This window comes from Neotamlana nanhaiensis (genome assembly GCF_000943555.1).
Classification (GTDB): domain Bacteria; phylum Bacteroidota; class Bacteroidia; order Flavobacteriales; family Flavobacteriaceae; genus Neotamlana; species Neotamlana nanhaiensis.
On record NZ_JTDV01000003.1, the window covers coordinates 435087 to 461008 of the forward strand.

The following is a 25922-nucleotide window of genomic DNA, read 5'->3' on the forward strand; positions in this document are numbered from 1 at the left end:
CAGTTAAAGTATTGATATTTAACGTAATAAAATGTTAATTTTTGTTAAAAATTTATTTTTATAAAATTGCCTTGATTATTATTATCTGGTACAAACCAAGCAGGATTTCCTATTTTATCTCTACCAAGTTTAGCGTCTTTACTTGGTGCATTGCTTGGTTTAATTGAAAATTTATTAATATTCAATTGTATTGACGTACCGTTGTTTGTATGGTTTGGATTATTATTGTTTTCAGAGATAAATTTAGCCAGTTGATTTAAATTTAATAATTCTTCAGTTAATTTTCTAAAAGAAATTTCAATGTTAAATTCATCTCTAAGTTTTGATGCTAATTGCGTTAGCGATAAAGATTCTAATCCTAATTGTAAAAACGACAAAGTTGAAATATCCTGATCGTATTGAATTCCTGAAACTTCAGAAATTAAAGTAGTTAATTTTGTTTTTAAAGCAGAATTTTCTTTTGAATTCGTATTGTTTACATTACCATTTAAATTTACCTTGCTTTTATTTACTTTTTCATTTGTGAGGTTAACTGAATTTGAAATAGTTGTTTTCGGTATGTTAGGTTCAACCCAATATTCTTGTTTGTCGAATGCGTAATTGGGTAAACTAACATGTTTTTTAGGTGCATGTTTATAAAGTTTATCCCAATCAGGATTTATACCATGTAACCATAGTTCTCCTAGGGCATTATACATAGTTTTATAGGTGTCATCTTCAGAACCATGCTTCTTAATAGATAAACTTTGTAATGCCGTTATAGGCTTTATTCCAGCTGCTTGCAAATGTGTTAAACTTACTAACGACTTCCCTGGGCCAGATTCTAACAATACAAATTTGTCCATATCTAATATAGTCGAAATGGCATCTGCGAACCTTACGGTATTTTTAACATGATTAACCCAGTACATGACATCTGTGGCTTCAGTATCCAATAATAATTTGCCTGTTACTGTCGATATAATGGGGGTATTAGGAGTGTTTAATTTTATATTTTGAAATGCTTTTTTAAAATCTTTTAACATAGGTTCCATCATAGAAGAATGGAACGCATGACTCGTAAGAATAAGTTTGTGCGGAATGTTTTTAGCTTCTGCAATTTTTGCGACGTCTTCAATATCATTAATTCTTCCAGAAACAACACACATTTGTTTAGCGTTTACTGCTGCAATTGATAAGTTTTTAGGTAGCAATGAACTTAATTCTTGCTCACTAAGCCTTATAGACATCATACTTCCTTGTTCTAACTCGCTTATCAATTGGCCTCTTTTACTTATAATAAATAATGCATCTTCTAAGTTAAAAATACCAGATAAGTGGGCGGCTACTAACTCACCAATGCTATGGCCACAAAATAGCGATGGTGTAATGCCCCAGCTCATCCATAATTTAGCCAATGCATACTCAGTAATAAATAAGGCTGGCTGCGTATATAACGTGTTTTTTAATAAATCATGGTTATTTTGAGTATCCGATTCGGGAAATATAATAGTTCTAATATCAAGGTTTAGGTGTTGCTTTAAGATTTCTGAACAAGTATCTATAGCATGGCGATATACTTCTTCATTTTCATAAAGCACTTTACCCATATAAAGGAATTGAGATCCTTGCCCTGGAAAAAGAAAACCTACCTCTTTTGGTATATTATTTAAGTTTGAAGTTTTTGCGGTATCGAAATTATAAGTGGTTAAATCAGTTTCAACGTCATTATTATTTATAACTATAAACCCGCGATGTTTGTAATTATGTCGTGTTGTATTAAGGGTATAACTAATGTTTTCTAGGTTATTGGTGCTTAAAGAATTTAAATAACTATTTAATTTATTTTGATAATTATTAAGACTAAACTCTGATTTGGCAGACCATTTTAGTATTTGATAGGGGTTAGTAGTATTAGTATGCGGTTCTGGCATTGTATATTCATCTAAAATGATATGGACATTCGTGCCGCCAACCCCAAAAGAGCTTATTCCCGCTCGTCTAATATTATTAGTACTCCAATCGATTAATTTATTGTTAACGAAAAAAGGACTATTTTCAAAATCGATATTAGGATTTGGATTATTAAAACCAACAATTGGGGGAATTTTTTTGTTTTTGAGAGCTAAAAGTGTTTTAATTAAACCAGCAGCACCTGCAGCAGCACCAGTATGGCCAATATTACTTTTAACAGAACCAATAGCACAATATTGAAGGTTTTTTTGTTTCCCATACGCCATTTTTAAACCCTCAACTTCAATAGGATCTCCAATGGGTGTTGCCGTACCATGAGCTTCAACATATTCAATTGAATTTGGTAAAACTTGGGCATCATTTAATGCATTCATTATAGCTCCTGCTTGACCTTCTGAACTAGGCGCAGTAAAACTACCTTTATTGGCTCCGTCGTTATTTATTCCAATACCTTTAATAACAGCATAGATAAAATCGCCATCTTTTTCGGCTTCCTCTAAACTTTTTAAAACAAAAACACCTGCACCATCGCTAAAAATAGTACCTTGACCTTTGGCATCAAAAGATCGGCAATGTCCATCTGGACTAAAAATTGAACCTTCTTCGTATAGATGACCTCTTTTTATAGGAGCAGAAATACTTGATGCTCCAGCTAAAGCCACATTACATTGTCCAGCCCGAATTGCTTTAACACCTTCGGCAACAGCTAAAAGTGCCGTTGAACATGCCGAATGCACACTAACAGCAGGACCTTTTAAATTTAAATGATAGGCAACTCTTGGCGCAATAAAATCTTTAGAATTTGTAATATAAACTTGATAACTACCTACTTGATTAACAATGTCACTATTTGATAAGATATTATTAGTATGATAAGAAGTGTTATCGCAACCGGCATAAACTCCAACAATATTGTTTTTGTTTGTTAATTGCCCCGATTGTTCTAGAGCTTCGTAGGCTATTTCTAAAAATATACGTTGTTGAGGATCCATGGTTTTTGCCACCATCGGGTTTAAACCAAAAAAGTTAGCATCGAAGCTTTTAGCATCTTTTAAAATACCTCGAGCTTTTACATAATTCGCTTTATCCTTTTCTTGATTAGGTATGCTAATATCTAAGTCTTCATCTGAGAAAAATGAAATGGATTCTTCACCATTTTTTAATATTTCCCAAAATTCCTCTAACGTTTCTGCACCAGGAAATCTTCCAGAAACACCGATAATTGCTATATCTTTATTTGAATTAGATTGAGTTTCTTCCTTTAATGAGAATTCATTGTTTGCGTTTGTATCTAATTTTAAATACTCTGAAAATTGCGCAATAGTTGGAAACTGAAATAACTTAATTAAAGGTATGTCCGTTTTTAATTTTTTTCTTAATTCAGAAATTACTTTCTGAGCTAAAATGGAAGAACCACCAATTTCAAAGAAGTTTTCTTCTAATCCAATAGTATCTAAACCTAAAAATTCACTCCAAACATCTGATAATTCTTTTTCAAGTTCGGTATTTGGCTTTTTTATAACTTGATTAGCTGTAGCTCTTTGTAATACGGGTTCAGGGAGTTGTTTTTTATCGATTTTACCATTTGGAGTTTGAGGAAATTCTTTTAGCCACATATATGTTTTTGGGACTAAAATTTCTGGTAAAATGGATCTTAAACTTTGTTTTACCGCTTTTGTATCTTGAAAGTTGTTTTTTGATGTTAGATAAGCTACAATTTTTGGCTCTATACCAGAATTGTTAATTACAACAGCCGATTGTTTAATATTTGATAAAGCGTTTAGGGTAGATTCTATTTCACCTAATTCAATTCTATGGCCTCTTAATTTTACTTGATTATCAGCACGACCTAAACATAAAATTTCTCCATGAGGTAGTAATTTACCTAAATCACCAGTTTTATAAATTAGTTCAGGTAGGTTCTCGGTAATGTTCGCTGTAAAAAATTTACTTGAAGTTAAATCTGGACGTTTTAAATAACCATTAGAAACACCATCACCAGCAATACAAATTTCACCAATTTCACCAGATTTAACTAGGTTATTTTGTTCGTTTAAAATATAAATTCTTGTATTATCAATAGGTTTACCTATGGTAATGTTATTTGCGTTTTTTTCAACTTTTTTAATGGTCGACCAAATAGTGGTCTCGGTTGGGCCATACATATTCCATAGCTCTATGCATTTTTCTGTTAGCTGTTTTGCCAAGTTTAAGGGCATGGGCTCACCGCCACATAAAGCTTTAATAGGTAAGGGGGTTGTCCAGTCCGAATCTATTAGCATTTGCCATGTTGTAGGCGTGGCTTGCAAATAAGTTATTGATTTTGTTTTAATTAAGTTTAACAATTTCCATCCGTCACTTGCAATGGTATCGTTGGTAAGGACTAGTGTGGCACCCTGTGTTAACGGTAAAAATAATTCTAATCCTGCAATATCAAACGAAATAGTTGTAATAGATAGAACCCTATCTTTGGTTGTAATTCCTGGCCGTTTTGCCATAGAATTTAAAAAATTAACCAAGTTTTTATGAGTGACTTTTACACCTTTAGGTTTTCCTGTAGAACCTGAGGTGTACAGTACATATGCCAAATCATTTTTACTTACTGGTGAGGTTACAGGTGTAGTTGGTGCGTTTTTACAATCCTCAAGTATTTCTTCTATTAAAAGTTTTTCTGTATTCTTCGAAAATGAAGCATCTATGTTTTTATTTGTTATTAAAAATTTTGCTTCAGAATCTTCAATCATAAATTCCAAACGAGATTGCGGAAATTTAGGGTCGAGAGGAACATAGGCGGCTCCACATTGCAAAATAGCAATTAAAATGGGAACTAATTCTGGGCTTCTATTTAGAGAAACCGCAATTAAATCACCTTTTTTTACAGATTTACTTTGTAAAAAATGAGCAAATTTAGTAGCCTGCTCAAATAACTCTTTATATGTTAATTTAACCTCATTAAATTCTAGAGCTAAATGATTTGGAGTATTTTGTGATTGCTCAAATATTAAATTATGAAGGCATTTTTGAGGGAAATCTACCTTTGTATTGTTTAATTTATTATAAGGATCAATTAAATTATTACTTATTAATTTGTTTATAGGTTGTAAAGGGTTTTCAACTAAGCGCTTTAATATATTTTCAAATTCCTCTAAAAGATTTTTTATAGTATCTAATTTAAATAGCGTGGTATTATAATTTACAATTAAATTAGGACCATCGTTATTCATTAGAGCCTGTATTTCAATTTCGAAAGTTGCAAAATCTCTATGATTAAGTATAATTTCGTGGTTTAAACCATTAAATGAAAACAGGTTTTGTAAATTATTGTTAAACTCAATGTTTAAAACAAACGGCACCAAAGGAACCTTAGATATATTGGTAGTAATTGGTAACTTTTGTAATAACTGTCCGAAGCTTACAGATTGGTGTTCAAACGCATCTAATATTTCCGTTTTTCTAATTTTTAGATACTGGTTAAAATTTAAGTTATCGTCTATAACAGATTTTATAGGTAATAGGTTAACACCATGACCAATTAAGCCAGCCATGTCATGATATATATGTCTGGAAGTGTTAAGGCCAATTACTAAATCGTTTTGTTGAATGATTTGTTTTAAAAACAGTTCGAAGGCACTCATAAATGTTACTACTAAACTCGAACCAGCTTTTACACCTAATTGTTTTAAATCGTTAAATAGAGTGCTGTTTAACTTATAATTGTAAACGTTATTATTGTATGTTCTAATTTGCGGTCTTTCAAAATCTAATGGAAGTTCTATATTTGGAACAAAATCTTTATAAAGGTTCAACCAATATTGTTCGTCATTATGGTTAACTTCGTTTTCTCTTTTTGCAAATTCGCTATAACTTAAAGCTTGGTTTAATGGTGGCAATTCGTTTATAGAGTAAGCATTATAGCAAACCGCTAATTCTTTAAAAAATTGATCGACTGATAAGCCATCGCTTATGGCGTGATGAAAAGTAGTAATAAGTACATGTTCTTCGGTACTTAATTTTATTAAACTAAACTTAAATAAGGGACCATGAGTTAAATTAAAAATAAAATTGGCGTCATTTTTAATTAAAAGATCTTGTTGATTTTCTTTTTCAACCTTATCAAAATTTGATAAATCATGAGTGGTTGTTTCGAAACTAATATTTTTGAAAATGGTCATAAAATTACCATCGTCGCTAAAACAAGCTCGCATAGATTCATGCCTTAATACAATTGTATTTAACGATTGATTAAGCGCAAAATCATTTAGTTCACCTCCTCCTAATTTTAAAGAATAAGAAATGTTATAAGCTCTACTGGCATCATTTCCGCCCAAAGCACAATCTACTAAAATCTCTGATTGAGCTTTAGTAGGCGTAATTACTTTTTCGATTTCTGGGCCTGCAAATGGGTTAAAATTTGTTGTATCGATAATTTTATTTTTTAGAGTTGAGGGTGGTTTAAAAAATGAGAGAAATTAATTAAATTAATTTTCAACCTTTATATAATTACCTACTTGATTTGGGTCTGGTACATACCAAGCAGGATTTCCATTGGGATCTCTGCCTAGTTTAGCCCCAACAACTGGAGGTGTGTTTGGAAAAGTGTTGTTTTTTACATCATGTTCCGAAATTATGTTTTTAACTTCAGAACTATTGGATTGATTATTAACAGTTGTTGAATCTAATTTGTTTTGAAGAGATTCAATTTTACTGTTTAATAATTGTAATTGAGTTAAGATACCATCTAAATTAATATTTTGCTCAGGTTTTACAACTTGCGGAGCAACTATAGTTTCAACAGTATTGTTATTGGTGTTGCTTATAGTACTCGTATATCCGTTTTTATCGATATGATTAGCTAATAAATTTGGCGTTGCCAATTCTTCATTTAATTGTCTAAAAGTAATTAATAAATCAAATTCTTTTTTAAGACTTGCAGATAGTTGCGCGAGTACTAACGAATCTAACCCAACTTCTAAAAATGTTTTAGAGTAAGTATCGGGAGTTATATTAATTCCACAAGATTTTTTAATAATTTCTGAAATTTTATTTAATATTTCGTCTTTATTATTGTTTGTGTTTGGTACAATTTCTTGCTGAGGTTGTGCAGCCTTAGGTGTTATAAATGAGTTAGGCGCGTTTAATTTTATATATGTAGCTAGTAAATTTGGCGTAGCTAAATCTTCGTTAAGTTGCCTAAAAGTTATTAGTAAATTAAATTCCTTTTTTAAACTTGCCGATAATTGCGCTAATACCAACGAATCTAGTCCAATTTCTAAGAATGATTTTGAATGTAAACTTTCGTTTAAGGTAATTCCGCAAGACACTTTTATCATTTCAGACAACCTAGAAAGGATGGCGTCGGAATTACTAACTGTTTTACTTGTTTGTAAGCTTGGTGTCTCTTGTGTTTTTGGTTCGTTATTTTGTGTTTTATTTGTAATGTAACCAAAACCATTTAATCCGTTATATACTTGCGGCTCAACCCAACAAGGTTTACGGTCGAAAGCATAACTTGGTAAATTTATTCTTTTTCGTTTTTGTTGTTTATAAAAGGCATTCCAATCTATATTAAACCCGCGAGACCATAATTCGCCAAGTGCATTTAGAATTGAATTATATTCGGCATGGGCCTCATTATCTTTATTAAAACTAAAGCTATGAAATGCAGCTAAAGCTTTGCCACTAGCTTGTTGGTAAGCCAAAGAAGTTAAAGCCTTTCCTGGGCCAATTTCTAATAATACAGGAGCGCTATCATCAAAATTAACAATGGTATCTAAGGCGTCAGCAAATCGAACGGTATTTTTAACATGGTTAACCCAGTAGGTTACACTTGTTGCTTCGGCATCTTTTAGCCATGTACCTGTAACTGTTGATATTATAGGTAAGCGAGGAATGCTAAAGTTGATGTTTTTTAATGCGTCTTCAAAATCTTTAAGCATTGGATTCATCATTTCAGAATGAAATGCGTGGCTTGTAAAAAGTGTTTTGTTTGGTATTTCTTGTTCTGTTAAAAGAGTTGAAAATGCATTGATTACTTCATCTTCTCCAGCAACAACACATAATTGTTTTGAATTTACTGCAGCTATCGATAAATTTTTAGGTAGTATTTTTATAACCTCATTTTCTGGCAATCTAACAGAAAGCATGCTACCTCCTGGAAGCTCACTTACAAGTCGGCTTCTCGTTGTTACTATATATAGGGCATCTTTTAGACTAAAAACTCCGGCCAAATGAGCAGCAACAAACTCACCAACACTATGCCCACACAGCATGGTTGGTTTAATGCCCCAACTAAGCCATAATTTTGCGAGTGCATATTCTGTAATAAAAAGAGCAGGTTGGGTGTAAAATGTATTTCTTAAATCGTTTTCGGCCTTTTCCGTATTTACTTTTGGATAAATAATATCTCTAATATCTAACTTTAAATATGATTTTAGTATTTCGGCACACGTGTCAATAGCTTCTTTAAAAACAATTTCATTGTCATAGAGTGTTTTGCCCATTTGCAAATATTGAGCGCCTTGACCAGGAAATAGAAAGCTGATTTCTGAAGGTATTTCGGTTAAATTATGCGATTTAACTTGCGTTTCAATGTTCGAAGTTAAGTGCTCTAAGGCATGGTTTTTTGAGTTGGTAACTAGAAAACTTCTGTTATTAAAATCTTCTCTTGTATTTGATAAAGAATAAGCAATATCGGCAATACTGGTATTATTTTCTTTAATAAGATAATTGCTTAAGCTCGATTTATACAAGTTTAAACTGTTTTGAGATTTAGCCGACCAAGTTAATAGGTTGAAAGGTCTACCTGAATCTGTTTTTATTTCAGGATTATCATATTCTTCAACAATAACATGAACATTTGTGCTTCCAACTCCAAAGGAACTTATACCAGCTCTTCTTGGACCATTTTTTGCTTCCCAAGGACTTAAGTTGGCGTTAATGTAGAATGGACTATTTTTAAAATCGATGTTTGGATTCGGATTTTTAAACCCAACTAATGGAGGTAATTGTTTATGTTTAAGCGATAGCATTACCTTAATTAAACCCGCTACTCCTGCAGCAGATGTGGTATGTCCAAAATTACCTTTTATAGAACCTATTGCGCAAAAACCGTTGTTTTCTTGTTTACCAAAAGCTAATTTTAGTCCTTCTACTTCTATAGGATCCCCAACAGGGGTAGACGTTCCATGTGCTTCGACATAACTTATTGTTGAGGGCAGGATTTGAGCATCGTTAAAAGCTCTTTTTATAGCTTCAGATTGCCCCTTTGAGTTAGGAGTCATAAAACTACCTCTATTTCCTCCATCGTTATTAACTCCTGTTCCTTTTATAATACCATAAATGGTATCGCCATCTTTTTGGGCTTCTTCAAGACTTTTTAATACTACAACTCCAGCACCATCACTAAAAACCGTGCCTTTACCAGAAGCATCAAAAGGTCTTGTATGGCCATCGGGATTTAAAATATAGCCTTCGTCGTAAACATGGCCACTATTAATAGGAGAAGTTACGCTAGAGCCACCAGCAAGTGCAACATCGCATTGCCCACTTTGTATTGATTTTACAGCTTCAGCAACGGCTAATAAAGAGGTAGAGCAAGCTGAATATAAACTTACCGCTGGACCTTTTAAATCTAAATGATATGACACCCTAGGTGCTATAAAATCTTTACCGTTAACAGAATAAATCTGCATGTACCCTAATAGATCCTTTAATTCTTCATTTAAAAACACATTACTTTCGTAATATGAATTTACTTCGCTTCCAGCATAAACCCCAATTTTTCCTTTATAATGTTTTGGTAAATGCCCCGATTGTTCTAAAGCTTCCCAACAAATTTCTAAAAACAAGCGCTGTTGAGGATCCATCGCTTTAGCTAATAATGGATTTAACCCAAAAAACTCAGCATCAAATGTTTTGGCTTCTGGTAATACTCCTCTTGCCGAAACATATTGTGGGTCGTTTTTTAGATAATCAGGAATACTTGGGTCTAATTCTTCTTTAGTAAAAAACGATATCGTTTCTTTTCCTTCTTTAATAACCTCCCAGAGTTCATCAATAGTAGCGGCACCAGGAAATCTACCTGACATTCCAATAACTGCTACTTCTTTAGGTTTTATATTATTTTTTTCTAATGTAAAAGTAGCATCATTAAACTGCTCAATGGTTTCAGATAATTGTTTAATTGTGGGATTGGTATAAATTTTTGATACAGAGAATGAATCATCAATATTTTTAATCATAGATGCAGTAACTTTTTGAGCCAATAGGGATGTGCCTCCCATGTCGAAAAAGTTATCATTAATACCAACTTTATCAATTTTTAAAGCGTCACTCCATATACTTGCAATCTCTTTTTCAATAGAGTTACGAGGTTTTTCATAGGCTAGGGTAGCATCTTGTCTTTTATATTCTGGCGAAGGTAAATTCTTCTTGTCAACTTTACCATTGGATGTTAACGGAAATTTTTCAACCCATACAAATAATGAGGGAATCATATATTCGGGTAAAATATCTGCTAATTGAGTTTTTAACAAAGAAGTATCTCCATGAGATTCTGTTGGTTGAACATAAGCAATTAGCCTAGTTTCCCCATCTAATTGGTTGTTTGTTAAAACAACAGTTCTGTTAATTTTTGGTAATGAATTTATAGCAGATTCAACTTCTCGCAATTCTATTCTATAGCCACGAATTTTAACTTGATCGTCTACTCTTCCTACAAATTCCATTTCACCATTTGGTAAAAGTTTGGCTAAATCTCCGGAGCGATACATTCTTAGGTTAGGGTCATTTATATCGGCAGTAAACCTTTCGTTGGTTAGTTCTTCTCGATTTAAATAGCCTCTTGCAACACCTAATCCAGAAACATAAATTTCTCCTGTTTCTCCAACAGCTGTTGGTTTTTTATTTGCATCTAATAAATGTATTGCTAATGTTTGCAGTGCTTTACCAATATTTGAAATATTGCCGTCAATTTCGGTTTCACCAATTTCTTTATACATGGCATGTACGGTAATTTCTGTAATACCATACATATTTATAAATTTAGTTTTTGGATAGCGATTGTACCAAGTTTTTAAATATTTTGGATATAACGCTTCTCCTGCAAATATTATATAGCGCAATGCTAAATCGGGTTTAGTAATATGGCTAGTTGTTTCTACTAGATTTATGAATGCAGAAGGTGTTTGGTTTAAAATTGTAATTTTTTCTTCCTCAAGAAAGGTTAAAAATTTAATAGCATCTTTAATAATTGGTTTATCTAGTATAATAAGTTTACCTCCAAAAAATAGAGCTCCATACATTTCCCAAACCGAAACATCGAAACAAAACGAATGGAACATGCACCAAACATCATTTTCGTTAAAATCATACAACGTATCACCGCTAAAAAGTAAGCTAGTAATATTACGATGTTCTAGCATTACACCCTTAGGATTTCCAGTAGTTCCTGATGTATAGATTACATAACATAAACTATTTACTTTAGGTGTTATGTTGTGTTCTAAAGATTTGCTTTGAGTTTTCTGATTGTCAATGAAAGCGTTAACAAAGTCATTATCAACTGTTAGTTTACATTTACTGTCTTGTTGTATATAATCTCTTCTTTGTTTAGGGTAATTCGGGTCGATAGGCACATAAGCCGCACCCGATTTCAAAATACCAAGAAATGCAATTATAATCCAATGGTTAGTATCAATTGTTACAGATACTAAATCATCTAATCCAACAGTAAAAGAAGATGTAATGTAATTCGAAAATTGATTTGAAAGTATATCTAACTCTTTATAAGTAATTTTAGTTTTGTTATAAACAAGAGCTATATTGTTCGGGGTTTTTTCAACTTGTTTTTGAAACAAATCGATTATAGTATATTCAGGAATATGATTAATCTTAGTCATAAGATACTATTATTTTCTTTAGATAATAAACATAAATTACCAAAAACCAAACAAATTTGTTTGGTTAAAGTTGTTAAAAAAAATGGTGCTATTAATCTAAATTATATTTTAGACTAGAGGGATGTAATCTAATTTCAAATATAAAATAGGAATTTTAAATTTAATGTTAAAATCTGCTGATAGTATTTAAAAATCGATAAAATGTTAGTATTAATGGAATTAATCAATTTTATTGGTTGTAATAGGAATACATAGCTTGAAGAAAACGAAGCTTTAAGAATTTAATTAGTCTAAATAAAGTTTAAAAAGTAATTAAAAGTATAGATTTAAGTTCAAATCTTTATTTGCTTAGTATCAAATTTTTCGTGATTATTCTTATAAAATTAATTGATAATTAGTCATGTAAAATATGCTCAGATATTGATTTTCTAACAGAATATGGCATTTTTTTTGAATAACCAAGTCTTAGAATAATCATTGGGTATTCATTTTTTTGTAATAACGTATCAGTTAGGTCTTTTGATATTTGAGGTACTTCACACGGTTGGTTTAAATAGGTGAAACTTATTCCTAATTGTGTGCATTTTAGGCAAAATCTTTGTAAGTTTCTTCCTGTATTAATCCAATTATTTGTGGTGTTACCTAAACATGTAAACAAGGCCATGTGAGACGATGAGTTAATGTTTTGTAGTGTAATATCATTTTGTTTTTCTGGTGTAAAAGCATTAAGTAACATGGCTTCTCCCACATCGCGAGGTAACTCTGGTAACCCAATAGTTTCATAGGTTAATCCGTCATTATGTTCAACTAATTCTTCCTTGTTAAATCGAATCCATTCCAGTAGTTCTTTTTTGAATTTTTCGTTATTAAAAAGTATATTATTGCCTTCACAAATATATTGCGATAATTTATTGAAGGTTTTTGAATCTTTTTCAATCAATAAGAGGTTGGTATGATTTTCTAGAATTAAACTATCGAGAAGTTCGATATCGGATTTTGGAATTAAGGTATGGTTATATTTACTTCTATTTGTTTGTCTTAGTTCTATTTGTTCAAATAAATAGTTTGCTTTTGGAGATACGGCGACTTTTAAATAGATTTTAACACTATTTGTATTTGTAAATTGTACATTAAAATCATACCCCAAATTCGTGGCCGAAATACAAATGTTTTCTAAGGCGCAACCAATACTTATATATAATTCTCGATGATCGCTATCAATTATTGGGAGTGATTTTTCTAAGTTAGGAATTATCTCAATATAGGAATTATCTATTTTAAAAAACCAAGGTTGAGTATTATGTCCAGAAGCAGCTTTATGTCCGTATGTTATTATGGTTTTAAAATCTGCTATTGTTTTACTTGAGGTAAACATTTTCAATTTTATAAAATAGTTATTAGTTGGGATTGACAATTTAAATAATTAAAGTGAGAAAACAAGTGTTAAAATTTATTATTTACATTGTACCCGAGAGTAATGGTGTAAGCATTAACTCAAAGCGCTAAGAGAATTTAAAAAAATAAAACCAACCAGAGTAGAATTTTGGTTTTACAAAAAAAGTGCGCACGAGAAGACTCGAACTTCCACGACCTAAACGGTCACTGGCCCCTCAAGCCAGCGCGTCTACCAATTCCGCCACGTGCGCTATTTATGTCTTGCTAAAATAAGTGTTTATTATAAATTTAAGCAAAAAAAAACCTTGTTAATTTAACAAGGTTTTTGTGACCGGGCTGGGGCTCGAACCCAGGACCCTCTCCTTAAAAGGGAGATGCTCTACCAACTGAGCTACCCGGTCTTGCAAGGCTTATATTGTTTGCGTTTGCGGGTGCAAATATAGAACCTTTATTCAATTAAACAATACTTTTTTTAAATTTTTTTTCGTTTTTTTGCACCCACTTATTCTATGTTTTTAATAATCAATTTGTAAGGTAAAAAATGATAATAATTTTAATTGGATATATGGCTTCTGGGAAGTCTACAATAGGTAAAAAATTGGCTAAAAAACTAAATTATGATTTAATAGATTTAGATGATTATATTGAAGAAAAGGAACAATTAACCGTTACAGATATTTTTAAAAACAAAGGCGAAATTTATTTTAGAAAGCAGGAAACACATTATTTAAAACAACTTTTAAGTGCTAATGAGTCGTTTATTTTATCATTAGGAGGCGGCACACCATGTTTTGGTAATAATATGGAGCTTATTTTAAATGAAACCAATGCAAAAAGTATTTATTTAAAAGCTTCATTACCTAAATTGGTTAAAAAACTGATTAAAAAGAAAGCGAAGCGCCCGTTAATAGCGCATATTGAAACAGAGGAAGCGCTTACCGAGTTTATTGGTAAGCATTTATTTGAACGTTCGGCGTTTTACAATCAAGCCGAAGTGGTTGTCGCTACGGATGGCAAATCGAAAAAAGAGATTGTTAACGAAATTGTTTCAAGGTTATTCTAAAACAGCTTCAAAGGTTTTGCCTTCTAATACAATATTAATGTGTTCGTGAAGCGAGGTAGAAAGTGAAATCCCTTTAAAATCGGCTTTTACCGGATATTTTTTGTGATTTCGGTTTACCAAAACAGCCGTTTTAAATTGTTTTAAAGGCACATTTAAAAAATGTTTAACACCATAAATTAGGGTTGTGCCCGAGTTTAAAACGTCATCAACCAGAATAACCGATTTATCTTTATAATCTTCAGCCGAAATTGAAGTTTTTATTTCTGCTAACGGATTTTTTTTATCAATACTAACTTTACAAAGTATAGGTGTGATGCTCGATATTTTTTCAAGCATATGTTTTAGTTTTTTGGCAAATATATAACCGTTTTTATCAATTCCAGCCAAAACCACTTCGGTTTCATAAACGTTGGTTTCGTAAATTTGAAAAGCAATGCGTCTTATCTTATCATTAATTTCATCATGATTAAGTATTACATTATTCTTCACCGTCATAATAATAAATTGTAAAATTAAGCTATAAAATTACTCATTTTCATCATAAAAATCATCAATATCGCGTCTATCTTTTTTAGTAGGTCGTCCAGTACCTTTTTTACGATAATAATCTTTCGAGAATTTTAGGAGTTCTTGCGCTTCAAATTCGGTTTTTGGGGTTAAATCGGTTCTATAAATATCAACCAATTTTGCGCCAACACGATTTGGTGGTATATCATTTACTTTAAGTTTATAATTTATTTGGTTCTTTCTAACCTCTATGGTGTCTTGTGCATAAACCTCTCTGCTAGGTTTTATAGCGTCGCCATTTATTTTAACTTGTCCTTTTTTACAAGCTGTAGTGGCTAAACTACGGGTTTTGTAATAACGCACGCACCATAAATACTTATCAATTCGCATATTTTTATTGTAAAAACTACGTTAATGTTATTGTGCAAGAATATATTAAAATTGTATCTTGCGCCTTCAAAAATAAGCAATAATGAGAATAGAAAAAGTTACTTTATTAATTTTAGTATTAATTGTTGGTTTTGTGTCTTGTAAAAAAGATGATGATGCTGGGTCTACAGTTGTTGAAATAAGAGATCGTGGAGAACAACAAATAGCCGATAACGATTCTATTATAAAATATTTGAGTACACATTATTTCAATAAAAGCGATTTTGATGGAAATACCAATCCTAAAATAGCCGATTTACGAATTACCGAAATTACAACTGAAAATATATCTGCTGATGCTGATTCTATTTTAATAAATCAATTAAGAGATGTTAATACTAATCCAGATGGTAAATTAGTAAAATACGAAACAGTGTTTGCTGATACTAATTATGAATATTATGTTTTAATATTAAACGAAGGTTATTCTGAAGCGCCTTCTCCTACTTTTGCCGATAATATTTTAGTTACTTATGAAGGGTTTACATTAGATAATGAGGTTTTTGATAGTTCAATACTACCTGTTGAATTTGACCTGATAGGTGATGGTGTAAACACAGCAGGTTTAGTGCCTATTTGGAGGAAAGTGTTGCCTAGATTTAAAACTGCAGAAGGCTTCGTTGAGCAACCGGATGGTCTTGTAGAATATTATAATCACGGTACAGGAGTTATGTTTGCGCCTTCAGGTTTGGGGTATTTTGCAACGACAAGTGCAGGAATTCCTTCGTATTCACCTTTAATTTTTAAGTTTGAATTATTTAAAAAATATGAGAATGACCATGATGGTGATGGTGTACCGTCTTATATGGAAGATATAGATGGTGATGGTGAATTTACTATTAATTATGATGATTTAAGTGGTGACGATACCGATGATGATACCGATGGAGATGGCACACCAGATTATATTGATATTGATGATGATGGCGATGGTATTGCAACCATTTATGAAGATATAGATGAGGATGGCGATCCAACAAACGATGACACTAATGGAAATACTATTCCGAATTATCGAGATCCAGAAGATACATTATCGAATTTAGATAACGACTAAAACATAAAAAACCTCGCCATTTGCGAGGTTTTTTTATGCTTTAAAGTTTTTCTGTTTTATAAAATAATAGATAAACTTAAAATTAATTGGTCTGGACGCGTATCTAGTCGGTTAGTGCCGGCACCATTATTATCTAAAAAAGTGGCTTCATTTTCGCTAAACCCACGTTCGTAGCGTAAATCAATACCAACTTTTTTTAAGCTTAAGCCAATACCAAAGTTTAGGCCAACCGAGAAATCTTCTTCAATTTCTCCAAGGGTAATATCATCAAATTCCGAATCTAATATATATTGTAATGAAGGGCCAGCAAAAACACTAACAGGGCCTATAATTTTAGCACCTAATAATAAGGGCGCATCTAATTTTTGCATGCTAAATTCGTCTTCTCTATAATCACTTTTTGTGCTGGTATAAACCAATTCTGGTCTAAAAAATACTTTGGTGCCTACTTTACCAAAAATACCAAAATGGTAACCAATATTTCGTTCTGGGTGTTCGTACGAATCTGCTGCAGAGTTAAAATAATCGCCATTTGCATTGTAATTTATACCGCCTTTAAAACCAAAACCACTTGCAGTTTGTGCCATTGTTATGGCAGGAATACTAACAATAGCAATTAATACTAAAATAAACTTTTTAGAAATTTTCATAATGTTCGTTTTTAAGATTTTGTTTGTACAATCAAAAACGTTGCCAAACGGATATTATTTTCTTTTCGATTGAAATTAAATGAATCATCATTCATGTTAAAATTAATTAATTTATCTAAATTTTTCAGAATTAAAGCTCATAATACTGATTTGAATTTTACGCAAAACGCCATTAAGAAAATCAACATTAATAATTAATTTCATTTTTCAGTGATTATCTTTGCAGCCTTACAGAATTGAACTGATGAAATTTGAATTAAAAGCAAACGACCCCAATAGCAAAGCACGAGCAGGAAAATTAACTTTAGATCACGGTGTTATTGAAACACCTATTTTTATGCCTGTTGGTACCGTTGCCACTGTAAAAGGCGTGCATCAACGTGAGTTAAAAAACGATATAAATCCCGATATTATTCTGGGTAATACCTACCATTTATATTTACGTCCGCAAACACCAATTTTAGAGAAAGCAGGTGGTTTACATAAGTTTATGAACTGGGATCGAAACATTTTAACCGATTCTGGAGGTTACCAAGTGTATTCGCTTTCGGCAAACCGAAAAATTAAAGAAGAAGGTGTAAAATTTAAAAGTCATATCGATGGCAGTTACCATACGTTTACACCAGAAAATGTTATGGAAATTCAGCGTACCATTGGTGCCGATATTATTATGGCTTTCGATGAGTGTACACCATACCCATGCGATTATAATTATGCCAAACGCTCTATGCACATGACGCATCGTTGGTTAGATAGATGTATCAATCATCTTGAAAAAACACCTTTAAAGTATGGTTATAATCAGGCGTTTTTTCCAATAGTTCAAGGTAGTACTTATAAAGATTTAAGGCAACAATCGGCCGAATATATAGCCAACGCAGGCGCTTTTGGTAATGCTATTGGCGGACTTTCGGTGGGCGAACCTGCAGAAGAAATGTATGCCATGACCGATGTAGTTTGTAATATTTTACCAGAAGATAAACCAAGATATTTAATGGGAGTGGGTACACCAATCAATATTTTAGAAAATATTGCGTTAGGTGTAGACATGTTTGATTGCGTAATGCCAACCAGAAATGCAAGAAACGGGATGTTATTTACCGCCCATGGAACCATAAATATTAAAAATTTAAAATGGGCTGAAGATTTTTCGCCTATAGATGAAATGGGGATAACATTTGTTGATACCGAGTATAGTAAAGCCTATTTAAGGCATTTATTTACGGTTAACGAATTGTTAGGTAAACAAATAGCAACCATTCATAACTTAGGATTTTATTTGTGGTTGGTTCGAGAAGCTAGAAAACATATATTAGCAGGAGATTTTGCAGTATGGAAAGATAAAATGGTAAAACAAATGGACAAGCGTTTATAGTTTTTACCTGCTTAAAATCTTACTTTAAATAGTTGTTTAAAACAAAAAGTGCTTCTGTAATGAAGCAATTAGCGAATGAAAATATTAGACTGGTACATATTAAAACGTTATTTGTTTACCTTTTTTATGATGTTGCTGTTGTTTATACCTATTGGAATTACAGTGCATTTAGCAGAAAAAATTGGTAAAATTCTTGAAAATGAAGTACCATTAAATGAAGTGTTACTGTATTTATTAGACTTTACTATTTACTTCGCGCACATTCTTTTTCCATTGTTTTTGTTTATTTCGGTAATATGGTTTACATCAAAATTGGCCAATAATACCGAGGTGATTGCCTTTTTAAGTTCGGGCGTATCGTTTTATAGGTTTTTACGTCCTTATATGATTGGCGCAACCATTGTGGGCATTTTAGCGATAATTTTAGGGTTATTTTTAGCTCCAAAGGCAAGTGAAGGCTTTAATAATTTTAGCTATAAATATTTTAAACGGAATAAAGGCGTTGTTGAAAACACCAATGTTTTTAGGCAAATTAACGATAACGATATTATTTATGTAAGTTATTTTGATGTAAAACGAAATAAGGGTTCTAATTTTACTTTAGAGCATTTTGAAGATGACCAATTAAAATATAAAATGTACGCTTCAAATATTGTTTATAATGAAGCCGATTCAACTTACACCTTAACCAATTACGTAAAACGAACTATAGGTGAAAATAATGACGAACTCGAAATTTTAAAGAAAAAAGATACTGTTTTTAGTTTCGAGGTAGACGATTTAATACCCGAAATATTCGCCGCCGAAACTAAAATGTATGGCGACTTAAAACGCTTTATTGCTAAAGAAGAGGCCAGAGGATCATCAAACGTTGGGCGTTTTAAGTTGGTATTATACCGTAAGTGGAGTTTACCGGTTTCGGTGTTTATTTTAACGTTAATAGCGGTGGCTGTATCGTCAATAAAAAGGCGAGGCGGTATGGGAGTAAACCTAGCATTAGGAATTTGTATTGCTATGGTTTTTGTGTTTTTCGATAAGATTTTTGGGGTAATGGCAGAACAATCAGATTTTTCCCCAATTATTGCAGTATGGTTTCCTAACTTTATTTTTAGCATTTTAGCTATATACCTTTTATATAATGCCAAACGCTAACTTAAAAAGTTACCTGCATTTACATCTTTTAGTATTTATTGCAGGTTTTACGGCTATTCTTGGTGAACTTATTTCAATTTCTGCAGTTCCTTTAGTGTGGTTTCGTATGGTGTTTGCTTCGGTTTTAATGCTTATTTATATTAAAGTCGCTAAAATTAGTTTAAAAATTCAGTTAAAATCTATTTTTAAATTGGCTTTAGCTGGTGTTATTATAGCTTTACATTGGATTACTTTTTTTGGAGCCATCGACGAAGCTAATATTTCCATAGCCTTAGCTATGTTTTCCACTGGAGCTTTTTTTGCATCTTTTATCGAACCTATCATTTACAAACGTCGAATTATATGGTACGAAATTGTATTTGGTTTAATTGTGGTTTTAGGAGTTTTTATTATAACTCAAAGTGAAATAAAGTATATTACGGGAATTGTTTTAGGAATTTCTTCTGCATTTTTTTCATCATTATTTGCTGTTTTAAATGGAAGCTTTTTAAAGAAGCATTCGGCTACAGTAATATCGTTTTACGAATTTTTAAGTGGTATCGTATTTATTTCGTTGTATATTTTAATTTTTAAAGACGGATTTTCAACTCAATTTTTCAGTCTTAGTAAGCCAGATTTTATCTATTTGTTTATTTTGGCATCGGTTTGTACCACTTATGCCTTTATCGCTTCGGTTTATATAATGAAAGATATTAGTCCGTTTACGGTGGTGTTAACATACAATTTAGAACCTGTTTACGGCATTGTTTTGGCCGTAATTTTATTCCCTGAAAAGGAAAAAATGACTTCTAATTTTTACATTGGAGCGGCAATAATATTAGCAGTTGTACTGTTAAATGCCTCATTAAAATACCGAAGAAAACGAAAAAGAAAACTTAGTTAGCCGTTAAAAGCTATAAAGTTTTTATATTTGTACACTAACCAAAATTTAAAATTACATTAAAAAATTCTTATGGAATATTTAGAATTTGAACTCCCAATAAAAGAACTTGAAGACCAATTAGATAAATGTAAAGTTATTGGTGAAGAGAGTGAAGTAGATGTTACTGAAACCTGTTCACAAATAGAAAAAAAGCTTGCAGATACTAAAAAGGAACTATACAAAAACCTAACGCCATGGCAGCGTGTGCAGTTATCGCGCCATCCTAATCGTCCGTATACCTTAGATTATATCAAGGCTATTTGTGGCGATTCTTTTTTAGAATTACATGGCGATCGTAGTTTTAAAGATGATAAAGCTATGATTGGTGGTTTAGGTAAAATTGGCGACCAAAGTTTTATGTTTATTGGTCAGCAAAAAGGATATAATACAAAAACAAGACAATACCGAAATTTCGGGATGGCAAATCCTGAAGGCTACCGTAAAGCATTACGTTTAATGAAATCGGCAGAGAAGTTTGGTATTCCGGTGGTTACACTTTTAGATACACCTGGTGCTTACCCTGGTTTAGAAGCCGAAGAACGCGGACAAGGTGAAGCTATTGCTAGAAATATTTTAGAAATGACACGTTTAGAAGTGCCTGTAATTACTATTATTATTGGTGAAGGTGCTTCTGGTGGAGCTTTAGGTATTGGTGTTGGTGATAAAGTTTTAATGCTTGAAAATACTTGGTATTCTGTAATTTCTCCTGAATCTTGTTCGTCTATTTTATGGCGTAGCTGGGAATATAAAGAACAAGCTGCTGAAGCTTTAAAGTTAACAGCTTCAGACATGAAAAAACTTAAATTAGTAGACGAGATTATTAAAGAACCTCTTGGTGGTGCGCATAGAGATCGCGAAAAAACATTTACAACAGTGAGTAATGCTATTGTAAAATCGTACGAGGCTTTAAAAACGTTATCTCCTAAAGATTTAGTAGCGCAACGTATGGATAAATACTCGCAAATGGGTGTTTTTAAAGGTTAAACGCGTTTTACATAAAAAATTTAAAATCTGAAGTGTCATGACTTCAGATTTTTTTTATGCTTATTCACAATTTTTTTAAGTTATTAACAGTTAAATTGTTAAACCTTAGTGAACAAACCTCATGTTTTTTTAAACTAAGTTCACTTCTTTTTACTTACTTTCGTAGTTATGAAACAACCCAATCAGTTACAAGGATATAAAGTTGATAAAAGCACATTAATCAACTTAGAGAAAGGAAAAATACCGCCACAAGCTCTTGATTTAGAAGAGGTTGTATTGGGGGCGATGATGATTGATAAAAAAGGGGTTGATGAAGTAATTGATATTTTAAGCTCGGATGCATTTTATAAAGAAGCTCATAAACATATTTTTGAAGCCATCTTTCAGTTGTTTGAAAATAGTGAGCCAATCGACTTATTAACAGTATCATCGCAATTAAAGAAGAATGGAAAACTTGAACTTGCTGGTGGCGATTTTTACCTTATTTCGTTAACTCAAAAAGTATCGTCTTCGGCGCATATCGAATTTCATGCACGTATTATTTTACAAAAATTTATTCAGCGAAGCTTAATTAAAATTTCAAGTGAAATTATTGAAGAAGCTTATGATGAAACTAAAGACGTTTTCGATTTACTAGATACAGCCGAATCTAAACTGTATGAAGTTACCCAAGGAAACATTAAAAAATCGAGTGAGACGGCGCAAGAATTAGTAATTCAAGCTAAAAAGAAAATTGAAGAAATCTCGAATAAAGAAGGGTTAAGTGGTATTCCAACAGGTTTCACTAAACTCGATAAATTAACATCTGGTTGGCAGCCTTCCGATTTAATTATTGTAGCGGCACGTCCGGGTATGGGTAAAACGGCTTTAACGCTTTCTATGGCGAGAAACATAGCGGTCGATCAAAATCAAGCTGTGGCATTTTTCTCCTTAGAGATGGCTTCAGTACAGTTAATTACGCGTTTAATTTCTAGCGAAACGGGGCTGTCTTCAGAAAAATTAAGAACAGGAAAACTTGAAAAACACGAGTGGGAACAACTTAACGTTAAAGTTAAAAGTTTAGAAAAAGCGCCGTTGTTTATTGATGATACACCTTCTCTTTCAATATTCGATTTACGTGCAAAAGCGCGTCGTTTAGCATCGCAACACGATATTAAATTAATTATGATTGATTACTTGCAGTTAATGACTGCAGGTGGTGGTCATGGTGGTAATCGTGAACAAGAAATTTCGATGATTTCGCGAAACCTTAAAGCTTTGGCAAAAGAGCTAAACGTACCTGTTATTGCTTTATCACAGTTGTCGCGTGCAGTTGAAACCCGTGGAGGTAGTAAGCGCCCGTTACTTTCAGATTTACGTGAATCGGGAGCGATTGAGCAGGATGCCGATATTGTAAGCTTTATTTACCGCCCCGAATATTATAAAATTGATGAATGGGATGATGAAGAACGTTCTCCAACCGAAGGTCAAGCCGAATTTATTATTGCAAAACACCGTAATGGTGGTTTGGAAAATATCCGTTTAAAATTCTTAGGGCATTTAGGTAAGTTTGACAATTTAGATGATTTCGATTCGCCTTTCGAGTTCCATTCAAAAATGAATGAAGGTTCAGATGATGGTTTTTCGGCAAGTAATTTTAGTGCTTCACCAGACCAAGCTTTTGGTAGTTCATTAAATAGTCAAGACGACGACGATGTTCCGTTTTAACGCTTATTATAGCTTTTCTTTAAAATTTTCAATCCCAAATTAAACGATGCTAAACGAGCGTAAAACCACCAATATTCTACTTTTAATTATAGTAATTCCTATTGTGTTTTATTTATTAAAGGTGTTATCTTTTATTTTTATTCCATTGGTGTTTGCTATGTTTATTGCATTGTTGTTTTTACCAATAATGCGTTGGTTAGCCAAACGGCGTGTGCCAAAAATATTGAGTATTTTAATTGTAATATTATTGATATCTGGAGGTTTGGCTGTAGGTGTTGAACTGGTTAAATTGTCAAGCAAACAAATTTTAGCCGGTGATTCTACATTTTTTTCAGATGCGGAAATAAAGCTGAATGAAGCCACTTTGTATTTAGAGAACACCTTTGGTTTGGTGTTGGAAAAGGATGAAAATTTTTTAGCACAATTCATCAAAAAAGAAAACATTGGAACAACTGTAAGTTTTTTAAATAAATTTTTAACTGGTTTGTTAATGACGGTGTTTTTTGTGGTATTACTGCTAGCTGAATCTGTAAACGTTCACGATGTTTTAAATAAAACAGTTTTAAAAAAGAAACGAACGAGTTTGCTAACTTATGGCAAAATCCAGAAGGAATTAAACACCTTTATAAAAGTAAAATTTTTAGTAAGTTTTTTAACAGGTCTAGGTACGGGTTTAGCCTGTTACTTTTTCGATGTTAGCTTCCCAATTTTTTGGGGCTTATTTGCTTTTGTTATCAACTTTGTACAAATGGTAGGCTCGTTTATTGCTGTAATTGCACTTTCAATTTTTGCTTTTGTTGAAATTGATGCCATGAGTACATTACTGTTTTTTATTATTGCTATTTCTGGAGTTCAGGTGTTATTTGGTGCTATTTTAGAACCTATTTTTATGGGAAAATCCTTTTCAATAAATGTTATAACTGTGCTTATTATGCTTATGTTTTGGGGATTTCTTTGGGGTATTCCAGGACTTATAATGGCCATTCCAATTACGGTTTTTCTAAAAATTATATTTGAACAGTTTCCGAGTACTAAAAAAATATCCGAATTAATCTCGTAGTAAGGTTTTCAAGTTTCTTCATTACGTTTTAAAATATTTACTTTCAGTTTATAAAAAAAACTAATCTTCAGCACTTTTTTCTGAAAACATTTCGATTTATTTGTTTTTACCTAACAAGAATAATAAAATAGATAAGCATTACTTAGCGTTATCTAAATATTGCCTCAATTTTTTTATTTTTACTTAATGAAAAAGAATCTACTTTTATTAGTCCTATTTTGTTTTTGCATGAAAACTTACGCATCCTATATTCTTATACCAATGGATGCCGATTCGCAAAAAAATCATCTTAAAGCCTACGGGATAACATACTGGACTTTAAATAAGGAGTTAAAAGTAAAATGGCTGTTAAATTATAGAGGAGGTTCGTTTTTATTACCAGATACCGAAGCTATTCAACGCGAATGTCAAATACGAGGCGTCTCGTTCGAAATACTTTCTAATAGCAAAACTGAAAGTATTTTACATGAAATAAGTAGTCCAAGTAAAAATATGGAAGCAGTTGTGTTAGAAAAAGCGCCTAAAATTGCTGTTTATACACCCGATGGAAAGCAACCTTGGGACGATGCAGTTACAATGGTGTTAAAATATGCCGAAATTCCATATGAAACAGTTTACGATGAAGAAGTTTTAAACGATGGTTTGTTGGCGTTCGATTGGTTACACTTACACCATGAAGATTTTACTGGACAATTTGGTAAATTTTATGCGCAATACCGTGCAGCATCATGGTATATTGAAGAAAAAAAAGCGGCTGAGAAATTAGCTGAACGTCTAGGTTATAATAAAGTGTCACAAGAAAAATTAGCCGTAGCTTTAAAAATTAGAAACTATGTTGTTGGAGGTGGATTTATGTTTGCCATGTGTAGTGCGACCGATAGTTTTGATATTGCGCTTTCGGCTGAAGGGGTTGATATTTGCGAACCTATGTTTGATGGTGATGGCAGTGATGCAGCTTATCAAAATAAAATTGATTACAATAAAACCTTTGCATTTACCAATTTTACTTTAGAGCGTAGTCCCACTACTTATGAGTTTTCATCTATCGATATGACTCAAAAAAGAAGGATTCCAAAAACTAGCGATTATTTTTCGCTTATGGAATATTCGGCAAAATGGGATCCTATACCAACCATGTTGTGTCAAAACCATACGGCATTAGTGAAAGGTTTTATGGGGCAAACCACATCATTTACTAGAGATGAAATTAAATCGAATGTTTTGGTTATGGGCGAAACTAAAGTAAATGGAGAAGCCAAATACATTCATGGCATAAAAGGGAAAGGTTTTTTTACCTTTTACGGTGGGCATGATCCTGAAGATTACCAGCACAGAGTAGGGGATGCTAAAACTGAGCTTGATTTACACCCAACATCTCCTGGATATAGGTTAATACTTAATAATGTATTATTTCCTGCAGCCAAGAAAAAGAAACAAAAAACATAAAAGAGAGAGATGTTATTGGGGTTTTTTATTAGTGTTATTGGTCTATTATTTTTAATTATTAACACAGTGCTATTCGTTAAAAATAGAATAGTCAGAAAGAATGTTTCAAAAGTCTTTATAGTTTATTTAGTGGTTTTATGTGTCATTGAAGTCTTTTGCCATGTAATAGGCTACTTAAAACCAAACTCAAATTTCTTTTTGTCACATTTCTATTTCAATTTTCAATTTCTGTTTTTAAGTTATTTATACTTCACGTTGTTTAAACATAACAAGGCAAAATCGTTAATTATTATTGGTTTTATAACCGGTTTTTTAATAGTGCT

General features: G+C 32.2%; 15 protein-coding genes and 2 tRNA genes. 9 read left to right on the top strand and 8 right to left on the bottom strand.

From position 1 onward, the window contains the following. Positions 1–44 precede the first annotated feature (44 nt). From PK35_RS07350 to PK35_RS07370, 5 genes are all read right to left on the bottom strand, one after another. Positions 45–6281, bottom strand: coding sequence for a hybrid non-ribosomal peptide synthetase/type I polyketide synthase (locus PK35_RS07350; protein WP_052825918.1), 6237 nt, complete (start codon positions 6279–6281; stop codon positions 45–47). Between the two features lie 150 nt (positions 6282–6431). Beyond that, positions 6432–11852: a type I polyketide synthase gene (locus PK35_RS07355; protein ID WP_052825919.1), complete on the bottom strand. Its 5421-nt coding sequence runs from the start codon at positions 11850–11852 to the stop codon at positions 6432–6434. A gap of 394 nt (positions 11853–12246) precedes the next feature. Beyond that, positions 12247–13227: an Acg family FMN-binding oxidoreductase gene (locus PK35_RS07360; protein WP_044626035.1), complete on the bottom strand. Its 981-nt coding sequence runs from the start codon at positions 13225–13227 to the stop codon at positions 12247–12249. Between the two features lie 186 nt (positions 13228–13413). Further along, a tRNA-Leu gene (locus tag PK35_RS07365) sits at positions 13414–13498 on the bottom strand. Between the two features lie 77 nt (positions 13499–13575). Next, positions 13576–13648, bottom strand: a tRNA-Lys gene (locus PK35_RS07370). A gap of 140 nt (positions 13649–13788) precedes the next feature. On the opposite strand from PK35_RS07370, the gene PK35_RS07375 reads away from it, so the two are divergent. Beyond that, complete coding sequence (locus PK35_RS07375; protein ID WP_044626036.1) at positions 13789–14310, top strand: shikimate kinase; 522 nt, start codon at positions 13789–13791, stop codon at positions 14308–14310. Here the strand turns inward: PK35_RS07375 and PK35_RS07380 are convergent. Continuing rightward, entirely contained in the window at positions 14302–14805 is a 504-nt protein-coding gene (locus PK35_RS07380; RefSeq protein WP_044626037.1) for a phosphoribosyltransferase domain-containing protein, read from the bottom strand. The two genes, PK35_RS07375 and PK35_RS07380, sit on opposite strands and share 9 nt — an antisense overlap. Positions 14806–14835: 30 nt before the next feature. Beyond that, entirely contained in the window at positions 14836–15207 is a 372-nt protein-coding gene (locus PK35_RS07385; protein WP_044626038.1) for an RNA-binding S4 domain-containing protein, read from the bottom strand. Positions 15208–15289: 82 nt separating this feature from the next. Between PK35_RS07385 and PK35_RS07390 the strand changes: the two genes are divergently transcribed. Beyond that, positions 15290–16303, top strand: a complete 1014-nt coding sequence (locus PK35_RS07390) for an FKBP-type peptidyl-prolyl cis-trans isomerase (RefSeq protein ID WP_044626039.1) — start codon at positions 15290–15292, stop codon at positions 16301–16303. 56 nt (positions 16304–16359) lie between these two features. On the opposite strand, the gene PK35_RS07395 is transcribed toward PK35_RS07390, so the two are convergent. Next, positions 16360–16953: an outer membrane beta-barrel protein gene (locus PK35_RS07395; RefSeq protein WP_044626040.1), complete on the bottom strand. Its 594-nt coding sequence runs from the start codon at positions 16951–16953 to the stop codon at positions 16360–16362. A gap of 244 nt (positions 16954–17197) precedes the next feature. Here PK35_RS07395 and tgt point away from each other — a divergent pair, with 244 nt between their 5' ends. The 7 genes from tgt to PK35_RS07430 all read left to right on the top strand — a co-directional run bounded on the left by tgt (position 17198) and on the right by PK35_RS07430 (position 25599). Continuing rightward, entirely contained in the window at positions 17198–18328 is a 1131-nt protein-coding gene (tgt, locus tag PK35_RS07400; RefSeq protein WP_044626041.1) for a tRNA guanosine(34) transglycosylase Tgt, read from the top strand. A 75-nt stretch (positions 18329–18403) separates the two neighbouring features. After that, positions 18404–19480: an LptF/LptG family permease gene (locus PK35_RS07405; RefSeq protein WP_082048544.1), complete on the top strand. Its 1077-nt coding sequence runs from the start codon at positions 18404–18406 to the stop codon at positions 19478–19480. Continuing rightward, positions 19467–20363 carry a DMT family transporter gene (locus PK35_RS07410; RefSeq protein WP_044626043.1) on the top strand — a complete coding sequence of 299 codons (897 nt, stop codon included), beginning with the start codon at positions 19467–19469 and terminating at the stop codon, positions 20361–20363. Before PK35_RS07405 ends, PK35_RS07410 begins: the two co-directional genes overlap by 14 nt. Before the next feature lie 69 nt (positions 20364–20432). Then, on the top strand, positions 20433–21386 hold the full coding sequence (locus PK35_RS07415) for an acetyl-CoA carboxylase carboxyltransferase subunit alpha (protein ID WP_044626044.1): 954 nt from the start codon (positions 20433–20435) through the stop codon (positions 21384–21386). 168 nt (positions 21387–21554) lie between these two features. Next, entirely contained in the window at positions 21555–23093 is a 1539-nt protein-coding gene (dnaB, locus tag PK35_RS07420; RefSeq protein WP_044626045.1) for a replicative DNA helicase, read from the top strand. A gap of 46 nt (positions 23094–23139) precedes the next feature. Then, positions 23140–24153, top strand: coding sequence for an AI-2E family transporter (locus PK35_RS07425; protein ID WP_044626046.1), 1014 nt, complete (start codon positions 23140–23142; stop codon positions 24151–24153). A 228-nt stretch (positions 24154–24381) separates the two neighbouring features. Beyond that, a complete protein-coding gene (locus PK35_RS07430; protein WP_202903821.1) occupies positions 24382–25599 on the top strand; it encodes an asparagine synthetase B in 1218 nt (405 codons plus the stop codon). Positions 25600–25922: the final 323 nt, after the last annotated feature.